At 37.8% G+C, this 21,240-nt stretch carries 16 protein-coding genes; 2 read left to right on the top strand and 14 right to left on the bottom strand.

All coding sequences use genetic code 11. The annotated features are described in order from the left end of the window. Positions 1–167 precede the first annotated feature (167 nt). From bla to D0X99_RS16400, 9 genes are all read right to left on the bottom strand, one after another. On the bottom strand, positions 168–1,097 hold the full coding sequence (gene bla, locus D0X99_RS16445; protein ID WP_119478950.1) for a class A beta-lactamase, subclass A2: 930 nt from the start codon (positions 1,095–1,097) through the stop codon (positions 168–170). A gap of 1,004 nt (positions 1,098–2,101) precedes the next feature. After that, positions 2,102–3,217 (bottom strand): type 1 glutamine amidotransferase domain-containing protein, encoded by a 1,116-nt coding sequence (locus D0X99_RS16440; RefSeq protein WP_119478949.1) that lies wholly within the window; start codon positions 3,215–3,217, stop codon positions 2,102–2,104. 359 nt (positions 3,218–3,576) lie between these two features. Further along, the gene (locus D0X99_RS16435; RefSeq protein ID WP_119478948.1) at positions 3,577–4,974 is read right to left on the bottom strand and encodes a S41 family peptidase; all 1,398 of its coding nucleotides are present in this window, start codon (positions 4,972–4,974) and stop codon (positions 3,577–3,579) included. Positions 4,975–5,488: 514 nt separating this feature from the next. Next, on the bottom strand, positions 5,489–6,640 hold the full coding sequence (locus D0X99_RS16430) for a serine hydrolase domain-containing protein (RefSeq protein WP_119478947.1): 1,152 nt from the start codon (positions 6,638–6,640) through the stop codon (positions 5,489–5,491). 19 nt (positions 6,641–6,659) lie between these two features. Beyond that, positions 6,660–7,769, bottom strand: coding sequence for an alpha/beta hydrolase-fold protein (locus D0X99_RS16425; RefSeq protein WP_119478946.1), 1,110 nt, complete (start codon positions 7,767–7,769; stop codon positions 6,660–6,662). A gap of 470 nt (positions 7,770–8,239) precedes the next feature. Then, a complete protein-coding gene (locus D0X99_RS16420; protein WP_119478945.1) occupies positions 8,240–9,475 on the bottom strand; it encodes an alpha/beta hydrolase in 1,236 nt (411 codons plus the stop codon). Between the two features lie 51 nt (positions 9,476–9,526). Continuing rightward, complete coding sequence (locus D0X99_RS16415) at positions 9,527–10,288, bottom strand: DUF1326 domain-containing protein (protein WP_119478944.1); 762 nt, start codon at positions 10,286–10,288, stop codon at positions 9,527–9,529. Further along, a complete protein-coding gene (locus D0X99_RS16410) occupies positions 10,285–11,199 on the bottom strand; it encodes a GlxA family transcriptional regulator (RefSeq protein WP_119479027.1) in 915 nt (304 codons plus the stop codon). The genes D0X99_RS16415 and D0X99_RS16410 overlap by 4 nt, the downstream gene beginning before the upstream one ends. A gap of 761 nt (positions 11,200–11,960) precedes the next feature. Continuing rightward, positions 11,961–12,644, bottom strand: a complete 684-nt coding sequence (locus tag D0X99_RS16400; RefSeq protein ID WP_147392246.1) for a family 16 glycoside hydrolase — start codon at positions 12,642–12,644, stop codon at positions 11,961–11,963. 546 nt (positions 12,645–13,190) lie between these two features. Here D0X99_RS16400 and D0X99_RS16390 point away from each other — a divergent pair. Next, complete coding sequence (locus D0X99_RS16390) at positions 13,191–14,039, top strand: helix-turn-helix transcriptional regulator (protein WP_119478940.1); 849 nt, start codon at positions 13,191–13,193, stop codon at positions 14,037–14,039. 76 nt (positions 14,040–14,115) lie between these two features. Further along, positions 14,116–16,020: an alkaline phosphatase family protein gene (locus tag D0X99_RS16385; RefSeq protein ID WP_119478939.1), complete on the top strand. Its 1,905-nt coding sequence runs from the start codon at positions 14,116–14,118 to the stop codon at positions 16,018–16,020. Between the two features lie 283 nt (positions 16,021–16,303). Here the strand turns inward: D0X99_RS16385 and D0X99_RS16380 are convergent, their stop codons facing one another. The 5 genes from D0X99_RS16380 to D0X99_RS16360 form a co-directional block, all read right to left on the bottom strand. Next, positions 16,304–17,026, bottom strand: a complete 723-nt coding sequence (locus D0X99_RS16380; RefSeq protein WP_147392245.1) for a hypothetical protein — start codon at positions 17,024–17,026, stop codon at positions 16,304–16,306. A 257-nt stretch (positions 17,027–17,283) separates the two neighbouring features. Further along, positions 17,284–17,892, bottom strand: a complete 609-nt coding sequence (locus D0X99_RS16375) for a hypothetical protein (protein ID WP_119478937.1) — start codon at positions 17,890–17,892, stop codon at positions 17,284–17,286. A 737-nt stretch (positions 17,893–18,629) separates the two neighbouring features. Next, the gene (locus D0X99_RS16370) at positions 18,630–18,959 is read right to left on the bottom strand and encodes a DMT family transporter (protein WP_119478936.1); all 330 of its coding nucleotides are present in this window, start codon (positions 18,957–18,959) and stop codon (positions 18,630–18,632) included. Between the two features lie 94 nt (positions 18,960–19,053). Further along, on the bottom strand, positions 19,054–19,683 hold the full coding sequence (locus D0X99_RS16365) for a hypothetical protein (protein ID WP_119478935.1): 630 nt from the start codon (positions 19,681–19,683) through the stop codon (positions 19,054–19,056). A gap of 73 nt (positions 19,684–19,756) precedes the next feature. Further along, on the bottom strand, positions 19,757–20,449 hold the full coding sequence (locus tag D0X99_RS16360; RefSeq protein ID WP_119479026.1) for a helix-turn-helix transcriptional regulator: 693 nt from the start codon (positions 20,447–20,449) through the stop codon (positions 19,757–19,759). Between the last annotated feature and the right edge of the window lie 791 nt (positions 20,450–21,240).

Below are 21,240 nucleotides of genomic sequence, written 5' to 3'. Positions count from 1 at the left end.
AAACAGCATCTAAACTACGAGATACAGGAATAATTAGACTTATGTCTCAATGTCTAGCTTGACCTTTCCCAATCGCTACTGTCATTCAATAGAATTAGCTTTACATATAGGCTATTTTTTTTAAACCGAGAATTACCTGAGTTTGCTTGAGTACTTAGGCATTGTTTTTAGTTTTTCGAATTTGCGTAGAAGTCATAAGTGACTTTAGCTATATCTGCAATGATCATTTCATTGACTTCGAAGCTTTCTTTGGACTCAGTAACAAAGACACTAATGATAAAGTACTCTCCATTGGGCAGAAAAACGATTCCGATATTATTCACAGCAGCTGTAATACCGGTCTCTTCATTGGTTCCTGACCAACCTGTCTTGTGGGCTACAATGGTTCCCTTTGGTAGCTTACCTTTAATCCTATTCTCACCGGTTGAGGTTTCTACATTTGTTCTCCAAAAAAACTCATGGCTGCTTTCTGACAGTAAGTTATCCGTATTTTCATAAAACAGGGCCAGGGTCTCACTCGCAGCTATGGGGGTAGTCCAATTTTTGAACATGTTGTCCCAGTTTGCTTGCATTTCCTTTTCATTAAAAGTAATCTCGATATCCTGGATGCCGTTTTTCTTAAAATAAGTTTCCACATCCTTTGGCGTTCCGATAAGACCAATTAATAGATCACAAGCGGTATTATCGCTATGAGAGACCGTGTATTGAATTAATTGCTTAATGGTAAAGCTTCCGCCTTCTGGATTTTCATCCCTCAAAGGACTCCAAAAATCCTGGTTTAAAAGCTCCTCTTTTTTGATTAAAACTTCCTGATCTAAGGACAAGTTACCCTTATCTACTTCCGATAAAACTGCCAATGCAATGTGAAACTTAAATACACTTTGCATTGGGAACCGCCTTTCACCATTTATTGAAAGCGTATCCTTTCCATCATTTCCAATAATTGAAACCCCGACTAGCGCATTTTTTTCGGCCAAATATTCGACTATTGTTTCTCGTAGCGCATCAGTCCTATTCGTTTTAACCGGGGCTTGGCAACTCGCCAAAAGGACTGAAATTACTCCGATGAATTGTACCAATTTTGGAATTTTAAACATAAAATCAATCTTATTATTGCTTTTATCTGCTTTGCCCTATTCCGATGATCCTTGTCCAATTTGAGCTTATTAAGCAAATAGGCCAAATAAATCATGGCCATACGGAATTCCCAAAACATCCTGACAGAAGTTGTTGTCTGAATTCAAGGGAAGCGAACTGTGGTTTTGACATGTTTACTGAACATTTACAGAGAAAAATCCAATAAGAAATCAAGATCCAGGGAAATACTGCTCACGGGCTACTTGTTCCTATTGCGGAAAACGCGCCTACATCTCGCAAATAAAACCCATTCTTAATCTTTGAACTATTTCTACTTGGGGGATTATTAGGGGGATTTCAAACCAATAAAAGAATAAAATTAACTACATGTTACCGGAGACTTTCCAATTTTTTATGCTGCTCACTCTACTCGGGATTTCTGTTCCGAATCAATGGAATTCAAAGTCCCCTTTCTAATTCTACTCAAAGCTTGAGGAGTAATTCCAATGTAGGAAGCAATCGATCTTAGGAAGAGAAAAATGAATTAGCAACTCCAGCTGTATAAAAGTAAATAAACAGAACCGAACTTACATAATTGGACTTACGTCTATCCTAAAGTCTCTCAATTCATGAAGAAATACTTATCCCGAACAATATAGTACAATAAATTGCACTATTGAGACAAGAGAATCACAGAAATCTATATTGAAGAAAAGACCAGACAAACCATTTCTCAGATCTAGTGAATCAATTATTCTTCCCTTCAAGTAAACTCTGGGGTAAAGGAAATCGACTCTAGAATTTGTTTATCCTGTAGGTAAGAAAAGTACAACCTGTAATTAATTGACTTCCTTTTAGCTAGAAAAAAATACAAAGACAACAAATCGTTTAAACCTGATAATATATAAAAAACTACAGGCATTGAACACCTATAGCTTTTTATATTTGACTCAAGATAGAAGGAAAACCTATTATTGTCAGTTCCTTCACTTACTCAACACTTATTTTTTATAAATTTTTATAATCAATTTATTCCATTAAGGATTTCCTCAGCTTTATCTGTAAGTAAACCCTTATAGATTAACTCCTGTAGTATCAATTTAGCTTTAGCCTTCTCTTCTACTTTAAGATATGCTTTTGCAGTTTCCATTGCCAGATGTTCATTGAAAAAATATGGGGAAACCAATTCAATTACGGAAAGCCCTCTTTTGATCACTTCTTTATTTTCCATGGAATGAAGCAATTCATAATAACCATAAACAGCAATCAATTCCAAGTCATAGGCAGATTGATTTTTTGAAATTTCATTTTTTACCCATTCATATTCTCCATTCAGGGCTCTCCTGACCAGAAACATACTTTTAACGTCGAAATATTCATCTCTTGCAGCAACTTCCACCCCCAAAGACTTTAAAAAATCTTCAACCACAAGAGAAGTAGAATATGGATTCTGGCCTGTTACGAAATGAGTATCCGTCACTGCAAAAGGAAGCATGTCAAATCCTTTTTCATATACTGCACCTCGTTCTAAAAGTTTATTCTCTAAGAGAAACTGAAATTCACCGACCCATTTTTTACCGAATTTCTCTTCTTCCGAATTACAGTAACCAGTTAATTTTTGATCCGCTATAATATATTTATCATCTACTTTGATGTTGACAAATGCTGCGGCCCCATGACAAACTGCGCCAATTTTTCCACTTTCTTTAAAGGTTTTGGCAATTAGATCCTGAAGAGAAGGATCCACAGGCAAATCGAACATGGCACCTTTACCTCCGATTACAAAGATTCCATCGTAGCTTTTTTGGACCAATTCAGCAGTTGAACGAGTATTTTCAAGGAGTCCCATAGCCTCTTTATCCTCCAAAAACCTCAAGTTGTAAGGCTTTTTTGGATTGAATTCATCCGGAGTTACTTTTCCTCCTTTTGGACTTGCTAAATCAATGGAAACATTATTATCCTTTAAGATCCAATAAGCCTGACTTAATTCATCCAATTCGAAGCCAGGCCTCGATTCTCCCCCATCTTTGCCATAACTGCTCACTACCAACAGAATCCTAAGCTTTTCATTATTTAACTTTTGACCATATCCGTCCAAGGTCAAAAGAGCTAGAAGTATTAGAATAAGAATTTTTTTCATGATATTTATTTTAATTATTTAATTTTTCAAACTTAATTACACACTGTTCCCCGTTCGCTACTAAATATTTTTTTCTCTAATGCTAAACCATAAATAGAATATATGGATTATATATAATATAGTGCTTTGCCATGTATAAATCAGCCTATAATGATAATTGCGCGGGAGGAATTATAAATTGGATCATTAAATATTTTAATTCAGATCCCTAGCCTGAGACTTTCAGGTATAACACCTATTTGTGATTACAAGAATATTCGAATAGTCCACTTTTTTTCACCTAAGCCTATGGGGAAAGCTTACTATTTACATCCTTTTAGAAGATCATTCAAATTAGGAAAACCAAGGACTTTAAATACTTACAGGGACCTATCATTTAAGACATTGATGCCAAATTCTAGAATCCGATCCTCTGATGTTAAAGTAGAGTCAGAATTTAGGATGATAAAATCAGGGACTACAGGATGTATAGATTTGTCCCCGTTAACTCTTACAAATTTCCTAGAAGGCACATAGACTGTTAATTTGGAGTTTGGTAATTGAAAGGACTCAATATTTCCGGTTTGATTCGCAAAACCACCCGTGGGCCGTCCAACCGTTTTTGCGATTTTATGATCCTGAACTATGGTGATAAAAATAATTCCTGCAGAGTAGGTCATCTCATCAAAGAGCACTACTGTTTCTCCTTTGAATTGCTTTTCAGGCCTATTAGGCTTGATCAACTCACCTGAACCCATGCTTACTTCTTTTAGATCACCTGGGTTTCCCCTGTAGTTAAATATTCCGGCATTCTCCTCATGGATTCTGTCAAACATTTGAGATACCTGAGATAATTTTTTATCGGTCAAGTACTTAAGCACCAGTTCACCTGCTCCAGATTGTCCTCCGGTATTTCCTCTAACATCAATAACAAGTTTTTTAACACCCAAACTCGAAAGGCTATCAAAGGAATTCTCTATAAAATCTTCGTACTGATTTTTGTGCTCATCGACATCAAAACTTCCTAGTCTCAAATAACCAACGTTATTATCCAATATTTCCAAGCGATTAAATTGGACTACGTTACGTTCCAAGCTATTCCAAATATCATCTGAATCAATTCGTAAAGATTTAAAATCCTGATTGAACGTGATTTCAAAATCCCCAGACCATCCAAAAATTGAGAACAGCCAGTCCGAAAACAGCAAAGTCGTCATATGCCTTCTCAGAGTTTCGGTTTCCCCATGACTATAGTTTGCAATTGAGTCTATTAAATCCTCAGCTTTCACACCATTTATGGAAGAGATGCTCCAGGATTTATCAACAAAGGCGCCATCTGATGCTCTTTTATAGCTTCTCTCAGGTCTCAAAATCCAATTCTCATCTAAAATTACATGAAACGGAAAAACAGAAAAGCCTGCTTCTTTTTGAAAAGACGCCTCCTCTCTTAGAGGGAAAACAAGGCAATGTGCATCATTGAAATAGGGGTTTATCCGTGCTATGATCTTATAAAACTGATTTCGATTCAAATCTTCGGTAATCGAATTAAGAATTTGATTTTTAATCAGCAAAAGGGAATCCTTGTTAGCACGTTCATATAGATCGACATGTCGTTTTTCGACTTCTTCTATCAAATAATTCAGATCTTCAATCAATAATTCTTTTGCAATATTTTTTGATACCATCTCTTCTGTTATTCCTGAATTACAGGAAGCAAAAAGGAACGATGAAAACAATGTAATCACTTGAATTAGGTAAGTGTTCGGATTATTTCTCATTGGAAAATATGTAATGTAGTTTGGTTATGTTGACAAGAAATACCGTACCATAAATTTAATAACCAATTTGACAACCGATAATTGCATCAAATAAGATCTATTTAAAGCTAGGGCTCCAGAAATTATAGACATATGTCCAAAAAAAATAAAATATTCACTCTAAGGTTTTTCTAACTTGTAACCAATAGGGATAAAACAATCCGTAATCCAGTTTAAAAATGAACAGTAAGTGTTCAAAAAAAGAACAATGATGTATCAAATATTAAAATTCAGAACTTTCGATTTGTGGTTTGATAAAACACTAAGTTAAAGTTTGCTATCACAAATAGCCTTAAAAAAATCATTTGATCAAAGCTCAAAAAAATTGGGGTAATCCTCATCAAGTTAAAGACGAATATCATCATCTCACTTCATTTTTCCATCCGGTTAATCCTGAAAATGCAAATTGGAGATTATAAGAAGGCTTGTGAGCGTATCACCACATCAAAAAACACCGGCAAAATCCCCGATTTTTTTAAGGGTTTTCTGGGGCGTATAGTTTTTCAAAAATTCTGTCTGCCAAATGACCAAGATCCGTTTGAGCGGTGGTATCAGCTTCATTTGTAAGGAGAACAATAGCAATACCAAGCTCAGGATAAAGTACACCATAACTGGAAAACCCAAAGGTCCCTCCGCTTTGCCAGATTTTCTTGTGATTTCCAGGAGTGAGTACTTCTTGCCAATTTAAGCCAATTGCATACCGAGTAAGATCTCCAACTGTCACTTGATGAGATAGTGAAACCACTTCATTTTCTTCATCCAAATGGAACTTCAAGTATTCCAACATATCCGAAACAGTAGAAAATATTCCACCTGCAGCATCAAGATTCTCGGGAATGTAGGGAGTCAACCTTCCCTTACTATTATATCCTTCTGCCAAATTCTTTAAATCTACCCTTTCGAAACTTGAAGTGGTAGCCTTCATCTTTAGCGGCTTTAAAAGGAACCGCTTTAGAAGATCATTAAAGGACATTTGATACACATCTTCAAGAATATATTTTAACAACTGGGGACCTGAATTGGAATAGTTAAACTTATAACCCGGAATGGTATCGAGTTTAACTTGATTCAAATCATTCAGAAAATCTTGTTTGGTATACTCATTCAGCACTCTGGAAAGGACAAAAGGCAAACTGTCCTGACTGGTATTTTGGAGCAGGCTTGGATTATCGGGTAGAAAGTTGGGAAGCCCTGAAATATGACTGACAAGATGGGATAATCTGATTGGTTGCCCCTGAAATTCTAAATTGGGATAATCCTCCTTAAGATATAAACGAATATCATCGTCTAACTTCATTTTTCCATCCAGAACAGCTTGCGCCAGTAAAGTGCCGGTGAACGTTTTGGAAATGGAACCAATCTCATAGACGGTCTCATTGGTTGGAAGCTGGTTCTTTCCTTTATGAGTCGTACCATAGTGATAGGTGGCTAAGAAATCAGGTCCATAGATCCCAACTGATAACCCTGCTCTTGAAGCCTCTCCCAAATACAAAAGAGCGGATTGATGGATCATAGAATCCATGGAAGTCTTGAACTGGTTTTCTGTTTGAAGGCCCTTAATTCCATTCTGTGCTTTGCCAACAAATGAACCAATGAAAAGAAGGAAAATGAGAATATATCTATTCATACTATTAGAAACTACCTAATTATTCAGAAATTAATTTTTCCAACATCCTTTTACTATTCTTATTGTCAGGATTCAATTGCAATGCTATCTCATAATTTTTTATCGCCAGCTTCTTATCCCCGCCAACAAGATATGCCTCTGCCAAACTGTCAAACGCATTACTGCTCCTGGGAAAGTTTTCCACATTCATTTTAAAATAAACCATTGCCTTAGTAAGGTCCGTGTGGGTATATAAAAATTGATATCCCAGATAATTTACTAAATCCTCCCTTAGAGGAATCTTAACTCCCAACCGTTCTGCAAGCGCATCAAACTTCACTTTAATCAATTCGGGTGAATTATACATTTCATCATAATTGATCATATGACCTCTAAAAATGTACTTCATCCCATCGATAAAAGAAATTAGAGGCATAGAATGATGGTTCTCTTCTTTGTATTTATATTTTTTCATTCCAAGGCTTACATTTTCAGGATGCCTTTTCTTAAATGCTTTCATAAATGTCCAGGTTGCATTCACTTTTGAAGTGTAAACATCATTCACAACTCTTTCTTCGGTAGCCATAAATAGATCAATCGGCTTTTGGCTAGAATAATCCTCTAAAAAAGAATTGAATTTTTTTAGCATAAACTGATCATCCCACCAAGCACTAAAATCGATCACTAAATAGGAATTAAATAGATCCTTTTGTGTAAAAAGCGAATGAAGTACCGGTAATCCGGTAAAGGAATATCCAACAAAAGTTCGGTATGAATTTGTCCGGTAAGTACTGTCGATGTGGGGTATTAGTTCCTTTTCAATAAACCTTAAAAAATCATCGGCTCCACCGGTAACTTCCAATCCATCTTCCTTTATTCCCCTATATCCAATCAATGACTTTGAAGGAGAAGCATCTCTAAGTCTGTTTTGAGATGTATTGATTCCAACTACAATCATTTCGGGGAGTTGTGGACTCGCATCGCTGCTTAATCTATCAACCACACCAGTGAATGAAGTAAACAAGGTTCCACCATCCAATAAATAAATTACAGGGTAGGTTTTATAATTGTTATTGGTATATGAGATTGGCACATAAATAAGCAGCGATGCGAGTCCACAACTCCCCGAAATGATTGTAGTTGGAATCAATACATCTCAAAACAGACTTAGAGATGCTTNGAGATTGGCACATAAATAAGCAGCTCCCTTCTTTCATTTAGAATTTTGGAGAACACATTCATTTTTTTTCCAATCACGATATTCTCGTTATCAATTTGACCAAAACTCAAACTTGAATTCAATAAAATGGCAAGGATTGCCAAAAAGACACTTTTCATCATTTTTTAATAGTTGGTTTAATCGTAGTTGGTAATGACTATCAATTCATTTAAACAAAAATCGCGAAAGACCCAAACGGAAATTGGATATAGGAATTGTTTGCAGTAAATGGTAAATCCAGGTCCCCGAATTTTATATATAATCAATTTTATAAAATTCTATAAGCAAGCTGGAAGATCTACTTGGATTTGAAACTTGTTTCTAAACTCAATTATCTAAAGAAGCGGGCATTCACAATAAGCAAGACACTGGTAATCAATAAATTTAAGTAATAAAAAAATCTACATCTTTTTTAATTCCTCCAGTTTCTTTTTGGCATTACTATTCGTGGGGGAAAGCTCAAGAATCCTTTCATAGCACGATTTCGCTTTATCGTAATATCCTTTGACTATAAAGGCATCCGCAAGGCTATCCCAGACATTCAATGAATTGGGGTAATTCCTGGTGTTTAATTCAAAAATGGAAATTGCTGCATCCGGGATCTGTCTGTCATATAGGGCGACATAGCCTATTCTATTGACAAACCATTCGTCAGGTTTAATTTCCAATAACAGCTCCTCTGAAGTCTTCTTTCTGTATTCCTCAAGAACAGAAGGATTTTCGGTAACCTCATTAAGGTCAATTTCATAGGGTTGGAATAGGTATCGAAGTCCGTAATACGTTGCCGGAATGGGAACTGTCAAGTGTTTTTCATCTTCAAAATACTTGAAAGCTTCCCAGAGATAAGGGGATGGATTCTTTTGAAGGAGATCAAAAAACTCTACTCCCCACTGATAATGCCGTTTATCATCTTTCAGATTATTGGCTAAACCAATGAAAACTCGGGCTTTTAAATCTGTTTTTTGTTGCAAAACCTCCTTTCCTCTTTTCCCTATGTAGTTATGATCCCAAAACCAGGAAGGATCAATAATGAGGTAATAAGTAAATAATTCCGGGTTTTCTAACAGGCAATGGAGTGCAAACAAGCCCCCTGCGGAATGTCCAATAATTAAATCTTGATCATGGGTTCTATACTTTGAATTAATCTCAGGCATTAATTCATTTTCTATGAACGCCATAAAATTAGCTGCCCCTCCACTAGTTTTGAATGCAGCAATATCCTCACGATCCAAATAATTCGTGGAATTAGTCGGTGTGAAGTCTCTGGTTCTGTCTATGTTTTCTATAGAAACAATGATCAATTCAGGAATCTGCAACTTAAGGTCTTGTACTGAATGCATGGATTGGGCTATCCCCGAAACTTCCAAAAATTTGTTTCTTTCCCCGTCCAACACATAAGCCACTACGTACTTTTGCTCGGGTCTATTCTTATAGGATGCCGGCAGATACACGGAATAAGTCCTTTTTTCATTAAGAATCTTGGATTCAATTGTAAAGCGCTCACCCACTACAATTTGATTATTAACGGATTGGGCTAAAGAAGAATTAACCCCAAACAAAAGGATTATCACCATGATGTAGCCAAGAAACCAGTTAGCCAAAAAACCGGAACTGTTTCGATTCAAATTTGAATTCATTTGTTTATTAATTTATATACTGAACTAAGCCTGTTTATTATCGGTACCATTTTACTTAAAATCACTGTCGGTCAAATTCCAATAAGAAATGAATCCTGCCTTCGATTCAAATAAGAAATTATGAGTCGAATCCGGAAAAGAGCGGGAATTGAAAGAAGAGAAATGAGGGATGTAATTTTCGAATAGCTTTCCTTTCAAATTTTTAATTACTATCGGTTGATCCCCATTCCCTTTAACCATATTCATTCTGACATCGATATTAGGCGTTGAAAACGCAACTGCTCCACCTTCATTTTTGAAGTAAATTTTCTCCTTTTTACTGGTTAAAATAGAATCAAAGTGACCTATGTTTACCACGTTTAGGATTTGTTCCACGGCAGCCTTTTGCTCATCCGTAGTAGATTCTGAAAAATAATATTCTCCCCATTTGCCGACTGATCCGGAAAGTATCACCTGCACACCATTCAATTTAGTATCCTGATAACGACCTTCCTGAATATCCAATAGGCTATTCAGCTTACAATAAGAATTGGTCATAGGCAGGCCAAATGGACAAGGACAGGGAGCATTGCAACTGCAACTCTCATGATAGGAAGCCTTGAGAAACCACTTTGGCTCATCACTGGTTGGCTGACAAGCCATTAAAACGCCTATCGAAATAAGGGATATCAAGCTTTTAACCGCCTTTACTCCGAAATTTTCACAGGTTTTTTCCACACTGTAAAAAAACTCAGAAAATACTCCCGGCCATTTAAGGGGGGTCAGATCATAAAGTGTGGTTAAACCATTTCTTTTCTTTCGGTTAAGGATCATTTTTTCAAAATTCGTTGAAGTTGCCTAGCTGACTTAAATCCACATTGAGCAGCTATATAGTCAATGGTATATTCTGGATTACTTTTCAATGTCTTTGCCTTCTCCAATCGAAGACCGGTCAAAAAATCCAGGATTGTAATTTGGGTAGCCTCCTTAAAAATTCGGCTGAGATTCCTTGGACTGGTATTGACCATGGACGCCAAACTCTCTATGGTAATTTCAGTTGACAAATTTTCTGTCAAATAATCCTGAATCTGGTGGACTTTAGGGTTGATATGGTTACGATAATCGAGGTAAATATTAGCCTGAGTATGTTGATGGCTTCTCCGATGGTACACCACAAGCCCTCTGGCCACCTTGTTTACAAAAAGTGGATTTGTCAATTCCTCTAAGACTGAAAGAGCCAAATCAATACCAGCGCTAATTCCTGCACTGGTATAAATAGTATCACTTTTCACAAATAATACATCGTTCAAAACCTTGGCTTTTGGAAAAAGCATTTGCATCAGTTCCACTCTTCGCCAATGAGTAGTGCATTCACGATTATCGAGTAATCCGGCCTTACCCAGAAAAAGGGCAGCATTGCAGACAGAACAAATAATCACTTGCTTTTGGTAACAATTCGCCAGCCAATCGAAAAATATAAGTTCAGTTTCCAGGAGCTTTTCCAGTACCTCAAAGTCAACACCCGGAATAAAGAGGAAATCACCCTGCTTCAGTTCTGCTTCAAGAAAGCTAGGGATATTTCCGAAAGGCAACCCTACTGCGCTGGAGATTGAATTCTGAAGTGAATAAAATTCAAGTTCAAGTTCAAAGCCGTAAAACTTCGCTTCCTCAAAAACCTGCATCGGGCCTGCTAAATCCAGTAGCTCAACTGCAGGAGGTATCACAAAAACAATTTTTCTTACCATAAACATGGACATAAAAGTGAAACAAAGGTAAATGAAGGGTTCATATCCAAAAAGGACAAGATGGCGACATAAAAGGCCAAAATCCCTTAACCTTTAATGTGACGTGGAATTTATGCATGACCGGAATTGGCATAAGTAATCGACAAAACAAAAACACACAATTCAAATTGATGAAAATCCCCAAGATCCTGAACTATGATCATTTCACCTGTTCGACCCTATCTGATTTTAGAGCCAAAAGATTTCCTTCCTTCAGGTCCTTGGGATTCCATTCTCCAATTCAAGAATTTAGATCATTGGAGTTAGAATTCCACTCTCAATACTTTCAATTAATAGGTAAGTCGGGGAAGGTTTTCCTCCTCCGACTACAAAGGCCACCCTAAACGAACTGAGGATAGGTTAGCCTATCTGCCAACCTCATTCGTCAATAAAAGAGACAATTAAATCATGCAACCTGGAACATTTTCATCTGAAGGTGTAATCGTCATAATTGATTCACTATTTGAGGGCATTTCAAGTAAGTTTCCTTACACTGGATCAACCATGATTGAAAGGAAGTCGGTAAAAATCAGGTTTAACCTAACAAAAATTCACCAAGTCAAGCGATTTAACCTCATCGCATCTTTTTTCCCTGAAATCCCTCTTTTCATATCGTAACCTCGGCACCCCTTAAATAAAACAGGGGAACCTCGATTATCGAAGTCATGACAATACCTAGTAACCAAGCCTAAAGCAAGTCCTTTGAAAAAAAATCAACTGCCTTATTCTGTAACCCTGGTCACGAACAAATTGGAAAAATGAGCTTCAGTCCCTGGTCCAATCCATAATCCAATACTTCCCTCCTGATCTGCGCCATGCTTCAGATCATTGATGATCAATGTAGGTTGTGAGCTTCCATGTACAAATAGCTTAGCCTGGTTGCCAACCACTTCAATTCGAATTTTAGTCCAAACTCCCGGCTCTAAATCGACATAGGATTCATATTTTTCCGGAAAATCTCTACGCAAAGTTTGCCAAGGGAAATCCGGGTAGGAAATATACTGCACGGAATGATTGCGGCGAACTTGATCCAAAGCTCTACCATTTGTGGGACGGAGGTAAATACACTCAAATTTCGAGTTGTCCTCATTGATCCGGAAGGCAATACCAACAAATCCCCGAGCCTGTTCGGAGGAGGATTCTGCGGGTTTACCTGACACTTCTATTTCAATAATTCCATCCTTAAATTCCAGCTGGTCAATTTTCACAAATTTCACTTCGGTATTTTCTCCGGCGTCAACTACTTTCAGAGCATTTTTCCCCAAATATTTTTCCTGTGATGTTTTGACCTTGACAGAAGTCAAGTTTGCATTATTGAAAAGAGAAACTGACTCCCTTTTACTTTGGGCGGTTATTGGACTTGCACCAAAAAAGATCAAGAAGAGTAAAATGCAGATGGATTTCATGCTTTTTAGAGTAGGGACGTTAAGGGAGTTGGATTTGCAGAAATACGCGGGACAATTCATTTTTGGCTGTATTGAATTTAAATTATTAGGAGCTGATTTTCAGGATATACCGAAGGGAAATTTACCATTCAACATAAGCTGATATTTATGTTGAATGGTACTTAACAATACGGAATTGACTTGGTCAAAATTGTAATGGGAATGGCAACAAACCTAGACAAGGCAGCCTAAAATTCTATCCCCAATATTGGGGGATTAAGGATTAGGGAATCAGGTATTTTGCCATAAAATCAAAACATTTATAAAAATTTCAGGACTAAATTTCAGGTATTACTTATCGGTTGGTTTCGATTTTCGGTGGATTGTTTCAAAAGCCTTGCTGGTAAAACAAGCAAGATCACGAATTGGCTCAGGAATAAAATCCATGAAAACATTGCTGGACAATTCCTGAAAAGAATTGATGGTCAAACACTATTTACCATCCACCTTTAAACTGAATTTAGCGTTAAAAATAATTTCGCCGACTAACAAAGGAAAAAACTGGCCATGAGACAATTCAACTTTGAGCCAAAAAAATATGGATTTGAGTTGATGATGGATCTGTATTCTCTGGAAGATATCGGAAAGGATCATTTCGAAGCTAAGCCCCATACCCTGGATTTTTTCGAAATACTTATCCTTGAAAATGGTACTGGAACACTTTCTGTCAACCAATTCTCGACACAATTACAACCTTTTACCTTGGTATTTGCTTCGCCTGGTCAGGTAAAACGAAATGACATTCAAACCAACAAAGGATTTCATCTTGTGTTCAAAGAGGATTTTCTGGCCACTTTCTTTTCTGACAAATTATTTGTCCACCGGATGCGGTATTTTTTTAATACCAACCATCCCCAATTTTTCTCAGTCAAACCGGAGGACTATGATTTACTGAGAATCATTTTGAGTGAACTTCAACGAGAAATCCAAAATTACAAGACAGACAGCCCGCATTTACTTCGTGCTTTGCTTTACTACCTATTGGCAAAACTCAACAGGCTTTATTGCGAGCATTTTGGAATTTTAGACCAAGAATTCATCCATGATGTTTATCAACTTAAGGAAGCAATTAATCACTCTATCAGAAAATTCCATACCGTGAAAGAGTATTGTCATTTGCTTGGAAAAGATCAGGGCCATTTGAACAAAATTATCAAGTCTGCAACCGGTCAAACCATCAGTGAATTAATACGAGACCGATTAATTCAAGAAATCAAATCTGAGCTACTATACAGTAAGAAGTCAATCTTTCAGATCGCCCTGGACTTGGGGTTTAGTGAACCCAATAATCTTTCAAGATTTTTTTCCAACTATACCGGAATGAGTCCAAGCGTGTTTCGAGAGCACTCAAATTGATAGGAAATTGAGTGGATTTGATAGGTAAAACTATTAGGCTGTCCTCAAACTTTGTCGCCTAATACCTATCAAGCCCATGAAAATTAGCTACCTGATTTTTCTCTTGCCCTTCCTGGTTTCAGTTCAATCATTTGGACAACCAACACCAAAAGTAATTGTGATCTCTATTGACGGGGCTGCAGATTACATTCTTGATGAACTTCTTTCCACAAACAAATTGCCTGAAGATGGCGCTTTCTCCAAGCTGTCAAGAAAAGGATTCCATGCTGATGCTATGATTCCGGTGAATATTGCCGCTACTGCAGTTGCCCATACAGCCTTATTTACCGGTGTTAGTCCCGGAAAAAATGGAGTTGTGGGCAACTCCTTTTTGGGCTCGGATGATTCAATTTCCAAAGGCAAATCCTCTTCCGGCTTTAGCTCTTCAGTTTTTTCAGAAAGTATTTGGTCTTCGGCTGTGCGCCAGGGAAAAAAAGTAATCAACATCAACACGGTTGGAATGGATGGGATTTCAGAATCCCGAAAAGGAACAAAAACCGTTGCCTACGGGGAAAGATTGGTTCAGTCAGCAGTTTATAAGGTCAAGCCCTTGGAAAATGAAAAATCCGAATTCTCCACCAATAAACAGTTTGAACAATTGACACCACTTTTCAGTGAGGAAAACCTTCACTATTCAACTTTAAAAGGAGAAAAAATCCCTCTCTATGTATGGGCTGCTGATCAAATCATCAATGGAAGCATAGAATATCAAGGGATTGCTATAGACTTTGATTCAAACCCGATGAATGGGTTTGCAGGTTTCTTAAAATTAAATGAGTGGACCGAAATTCGCTTTGATGTAAATGGAAAACAAGTTTCTTCCTGGAGTACTCTTATGGACTTTAATTCAAGTGGGGAGGCATCCATTTACCTTGGCTCAGCAGGGCATCAGCAAATTTTCCCGAATGAGTTTGAAGAAAAGTTGAAACAACAAATCGGGTCTTGGCCGGATGAACAGGATAACCGAAAGCTAAGCCAAGGCTTAATCACAGAAAAAATGTGGCTGGAACAGGCAGAAAGACAAGCTGTTTTCTATAAAGAGCAGATTGCAACAGCGATCGAGGAAGAAGAATGGGATTTAATTTCAGGATACTTTACCCTGATTGATGATGTTCAGCATCGATTTCTCCTTACCGATGAAAGGCAGCTTGACTTCACGCTTGAAAATGGAGTCCGAAGACAGCGGTATAAAGAATATGTGGAATGGGCTTATCTAACAATTGACCGCCTGTTACTGGAGTTACTTGAAAAAGCGCCCAAAGACATCAATTTCATTTTGGTTTCCGACCATGGCATGGCCCCAATTCATTCCATAGCGCTTCTCAATACCTATCTTCAGGTGAATGGAATTCCTACAACCGGTTCCAATGCGAAAGCAAGAGCCTACAGCACAGGACCTGCGGCACATATTTATATCAATGCCAAAAAAAGGTTCAAGGACGGGCTTATTGACAACAAAGAATACAGGACCCTAAGAAAAAAGATTTACGAGCTGTGTTTGGAATTAAAAGATCCCCAAACTTCTGAACAGGTATTCGAGGTTGTGGCAGGAAAGAAAAAGATGAAGGAATTGGGACTTTTCCATCCAGAACGATCGGGAGATATACTTGTAAATGCCAAAGTGGGTTGGTCGATTAGTGCAAGAAATCCTTCAAATGCGAACTATGTCATCCCGAATTCATTCAACAAAGATGCCTACCAAAACCTTCCAGAAGAAGAAAGGAAATTTCTCGACGCAGGTACCATGAATGAAACAGGCCTTGGAGTACATGGAAACCTGGGAAACACCCGAGAAATGCATGCAATTTTTCTTGGAATCGGCCCGTCACTACCTCAGAAAAGAGTTGGTACTGTTCGTGCTCTTGATTTAGTACCATCCTTGTCTTTCCTATTAGGGATCCATCCACCAAAGGGAACTGAAGGAAAAAACATCTTCAATTGATTTAGTTAAGAAAAGAATAGAAGATTCCCATTAAAAAAAGGAAATGAAGTTGGTTCCTGTTAGTCCTATTTCAAGTGAGGGTATTTTTCCCATCCACATCATTTCAAAAAAAGCCCTGGTAGGTTCGCAGATTCGCGATGTTTGAAACAGGAGAATTTTACTTAACACATAGTTCTCCAGTAAAGCCCAACCGGGAAAATCACGAATAAGGCACTAAGAATTCCTCGTTTCACCTTCAAAATCAACAAGTAAACCCCGTAAGATCCCATCATTGGCGAGCTTATCATCTTGCCCTTAGCAATAAAGCTGTTGCAGCAGCAGCAATTATGATACGATGCTCATCCTTAGATTCCATCACACTGAAGGATTGATTGTACATATCCACTATTCCGAGAGTTTTGTTGTTGAGAACAAATTCATAACCTCCAATAATCTTAATGACATCGGCATACTGACCGTTATCTAATTTCCCTCCTTTAACAAAAATCGGAGAAATGATAATCGTATCGATTCCGTTGGAAATTTGACCTGTTTCAATGGCCATCCCTTCACTAAGAAAGGTCTGAATAATACCCTTGGGGGTTTCTCTTTCATAATGCATCTCCAGATTCCAAGGAGAAGTTAATGAATCAGTCAAGGAAATAAACCTTGCCTTGAAATCAGATCTCTGAGCATTTCCTCTTGAAAAATTGACTTCATTGAAAAAATCATAACTGGTACTTTTACCTTGATACAATTGGAAACAAAATCCAATCCATTCTTGAGAAGAGTCAGATAGATTAAACTGGAATCTATCAGATGTTTTTGATGAGACTTGATCAATTTTTACCCCAAGATTGTAATAGATGGATCTCTCCATGGTCTCCTGTGAAAAAAAGCCCCCCGGTGTTTTGTCTATAATATCGGAAGTAATGGTCCAGCCTTCTTTAAGTTTCCCTTCATAGAGTTTGTCATAAAGGATTGTTCTTTTGGTCCCCACCAGGCTTTTTCCTTTGGTCTTTTTCACAAGGACCGTATTTTCCTTATTGATCTGGTTCTCAGGAAAATCCAGAACCATATTACTTGTGGAAGTGCAGGAAGACAACAGGGAGAACACGAAAATTAAACAGTTAATTTTCAATACCGTTTTCATTGTAACTATTGATGGAGCGTATAGAAACCAGGCAACCTTATCAGGTATTTAGGTATTTACCTGGTTATATTCCTTGTTAGGGTAAAAGGACTCAAATCGGCTCAGCCAAAGAATTTGACCTGAAAAAACCATTATTGTATAGGGGAAGCCAAATTATCTCTGTCCATAAAAACTCTTCCTGTGCCATTGGGTATCCAGATTTTATTGGGGTTTCCAAAATTATCCAGCATCAGGTTCGCAATTTTAATGTCAGAAATACCCTCGCTAGTTTTTTTCCCGGAAATAGCATAAAGTACTTTGGCTCTGGCCCCTGTGTTTGTATTCAGTTCGCTGACTTCTACGAAAATTGAAAATTTATCATCAGCACCCACAATGTAACTACCGATATCATTCCCCTCTTGGCTTTGTTGTTTGAAATCAACTGTAATGGTCAGCTCTTTCTGATCATATAAATTCAAAAAGAAATCCCTGGTAGAAATCCCTTGAATATCTCCTGCTGTGCTTTTGGCGATGTAGCAGGGACTTACTCGAAATTGACCGGACAGAATTGGAGGAGTACCCCCTCGGTTAATTACAAACCCTAAATCCACTAGGGCATCCAAATATTCCTGAGACACCAGTCTGTTGATCTCAGGAGTTAAACCATTTTCATCTAGCCGAGGTCTTTCCTCACCGGAACCGCAGGAGAAGAAAACCCATGAAACAATAAATAAGGCAATTAGTGATTTTAATCTTAGCATGATAGTAACGGAATAAGTGAAGTTTATTTTAGAGACTGTGTGATACATTTTACCTTGATTTCATTTCATCCAGTTTTCTATCCAAGGCGTTAAAAAGCGAAAGACTTCGGATTAGATTAATCGGTCGGAAAACAGGAAACGAACCAAAAAATCGAAAATCACCAGGCTGTTCTATTTAGTAAGCCGAAGCTTGGATACTCCACAAATAGACGGAAATAAGGGTGAAGGAAGGGAAATGGCATTGGGGGATTTTTTGGGGGATTTACAAGGGCCATACTGGAGGTTCAACACCTAGAATTCCAGCCAAGTCATTTCAGATATCCCACCTAAAAGAAGGGCTTTAGCAATTCCGTTTAGTATACCCTATTGATTACAAGAATTATACTGACCGAAAAAATGAGCTTTTTGGGTAACCAACTTACAAAACGGAGTTTAAATCAGTTACGAAAGGCCATGAAGGCAAAAACAGAAAAGGAGGGGTACTCTATATTGAATCCCTCCTTTCTTAACTGATATTAATTCAACTCTATTTATTCAAATAAAGCAATTTCATTTCCCAAAATACCCACCTAAGCTAGGCCACAGCTGTTTTTTAGCCTCATTTGGGTTTAAATCAAATGAAAACGAAATCCCAAAAACACCCGGCAACCGAAGATTTAACGGTATACCCAAACAAGTCACCTCAAACTGCAAATTCATGGCAAAACCAAAAGGCCTAATCTTTAGAAAACAGCCTATTAGAGCTCCGATTTTGAAAAGCCGGTAACCAGGATTACTCCCAGTAGGATCAATGAGATCCCGACCAATCCAATCCAATCAATCTTTTGATGGTACATAAAATAGCCAATTAAGACAGTGCAGACGATACCAACGCTGGCCCAAACCGAGTAGGCAACCCCTATAGGGATTTGTCTTAAGGCTCCCGATAAAAAAAAGGCCGAGAAGGTATAGCCCACCACAGAAAGTAAACTCGGAAGCCATACGGTAAACCCATCAGCCTTTTTTAAACTGGCTGTAGCAAATAGCTCCGATACAATAGCAAGAATCAGATAAATATAATGTTTCATTGTCCTTAGTCTAAATCATTGATAGATCCTTAGGGCTTAAGGCATTCCCAAATAAAGGAATACCTCAAGCCCAGGAGATCATTTTATGTTGAGCTTATGCCATCAAATACCAAAAATCAAGATTCATGGACTCCAAATCTGCCATGCTCATCAGTGCCTGCCCAGATTCAATGTCATAATACCCATAACATTCTTGTTTAGTCTTAGCATAGGTCTTACCGATGGATATTTCAGAAACGAGATCCTTGTCAAGCTGACCTACAAAATGCCCTAAGTGATTTTCAAATTTGTTCAGATAATGCTCTTCAATAGCATTGGAAACGTTGATTAGTTCGTCAATACCGAAACCTTCTTTCAGCCTGAAAGTCCCGTGTTCCACACAGGCAAATCCTTCGGGAACCACAAAGTCTTTCTTTAAAATCCTGTGAAGTTTCATTTGCACGGAACCCATATCAATCAAAGCTAAAAACTCCTGAGCCTCAGGATAATCGAAAAGTTCCTTGGTTAGTACCTCAAGACGGGCCGGGTCATCAACAAAAAGAACGTTTGCATAGCTATTCGCCAGGTTTCTAACCAAGCAATGGAAAATTACCCCAGACTGTTTAGCCAAAACAGATTCCAACTTGTTTACTCCTTGGAAAAGTTCGTCATCTGACACACCCTCCTTTTTTTTGAAGCTTGTAAATTCCATTGCCCCAGCAAAATTTCTGTTTACTCTAATCATTTTTTTGTGGTTTAAATTTTAACTGAAGCAAAAAAACGAAGGGGTTGTGTCAGCCTTTTGTCAGGGGTACCAATTAATTTTCACACATTTCAAAATATTCTCTCAAGGTTAATTTATGCGGCTCAAATCGCTTAGACAGCACATTTAACTGTTTAATCCGATCCAATCGAAAGGCACGGAATTCCTTTCTTAACTGGCAAAACCCAACTAAGACCCAGTTATCTTTTGTATTGTAAATGGAGAAGGGCTCCACGGTTCTTTGAGAAAGTTCTTCGTTCCGGTTGGTATAGATCAATTCGACGCAGTTAAAATTTGTCATTGCCAGTTGAAGGTTGGACAGATGATTGAAAGATCCACCTTCATTTGGATTTTGAATAAAGGCGATATGATTTGAAAGCCATTCAGCCTTTTCTTTTAACCCCTGCCTAAACACTGACTTTATTTTACTAACCGCTTCACTGAATTCTTTTGCGAAGGAGGAATCACTATTTTTCAGAACAAGCTGTTCTGCTGTGATTAACGCATTGACTTCGGATTCGGTAAACATGGTCGGGAAAATCCTGTACCCTTCCATTAAAAAATAACCTTTCCCCTCTTCCACAATCAGGGGTACTCCTGCTTCTTCCAAAGCTTTCATATCCCGGTATATTGTCCGATTGCTTACACCGAATTTCTTTGCCAAATCAGTAGACGTCACCAGTGATTTGGATTGAAGTTGGACCAGGATCGAAGTCAATCTTACCAGTCTTTTTGAGTTTTCATTCATCGTTGCAATCCATTCTAAACCAACAGCCAATTTATCTTCTCAAGCGGGAAAAGCTGATAAAATCTTCCTCCAAAACAGCAAAGATGTTTTACTAAGGTAAGTTTGCTAACTCCCTTAAATCCTCATGTAGATCAATCAAAATAAGCAGTTGCAGATTTGACTTTGGATTGCTTAAAATCCAGTAATCTACACTCAAAAGTGACTGCTGGTTCTGTTTTAGAACAGCGCCACAATGCAATCGAAATTTCAATTCAATATTTCTCAAATTTCTTTAAATGCAATTCCAGAAATCTTCGGGATCGTACTCGATTTCATCTAACTTGTTTTCTGGTGACCAAGTAGCCTAACAATTCTACATCGAAAGCCTGGGGAATTGTCAGGTAAGAATTACTGTGCCTCCCCCCTTTCTATCGCTCCAAGGAAAATTCACAACCAAAATAAGAGATTGAAAACCAAATTTTTCCTGTACTCCTACCTGTAGCGCACTTGCAGAATTGGGTATTTTTTGGGGTAATCTTGCGTTCAGGATTCAAACATAAATCATCTTTTTACCAAGAGATGCCTTTCCAGTAACTACCTAAAACCCAACACACCTCCTGGTTAAAACATCTTCTACTTTTCCCTTTTGGACCTGCTTCCTCTTTGAAAATCAGGAAGAAGAGAAGAGTAAAATTAAATTCAAAATACCTGGGTTAAACCGAAAGTCGAGAAGGGATTTATCAGATGAGGTATAGTCCTGTTTTGGAGAAAAGGGAAGAAAAAATTCCATTCTGATCTCTGCTTCCCTAGGC

It is taken from the genome of Algoriphagus lacus (assembly GCF_003583985.1).
In the GTDB taxonomy this organism is placed as follows: domain Bacteria; phylum Bacteroidota; class Bacteroidia; order Cytophagales; family Cyclobacteriaceae; genus Algoriphagus; species Algoriphagus lacus.
The sequence above is the reverse complement of the archived record's forward strand: the minus strand, read 5'-3'. Positions and strand labels throughout refer to the sequence as shown.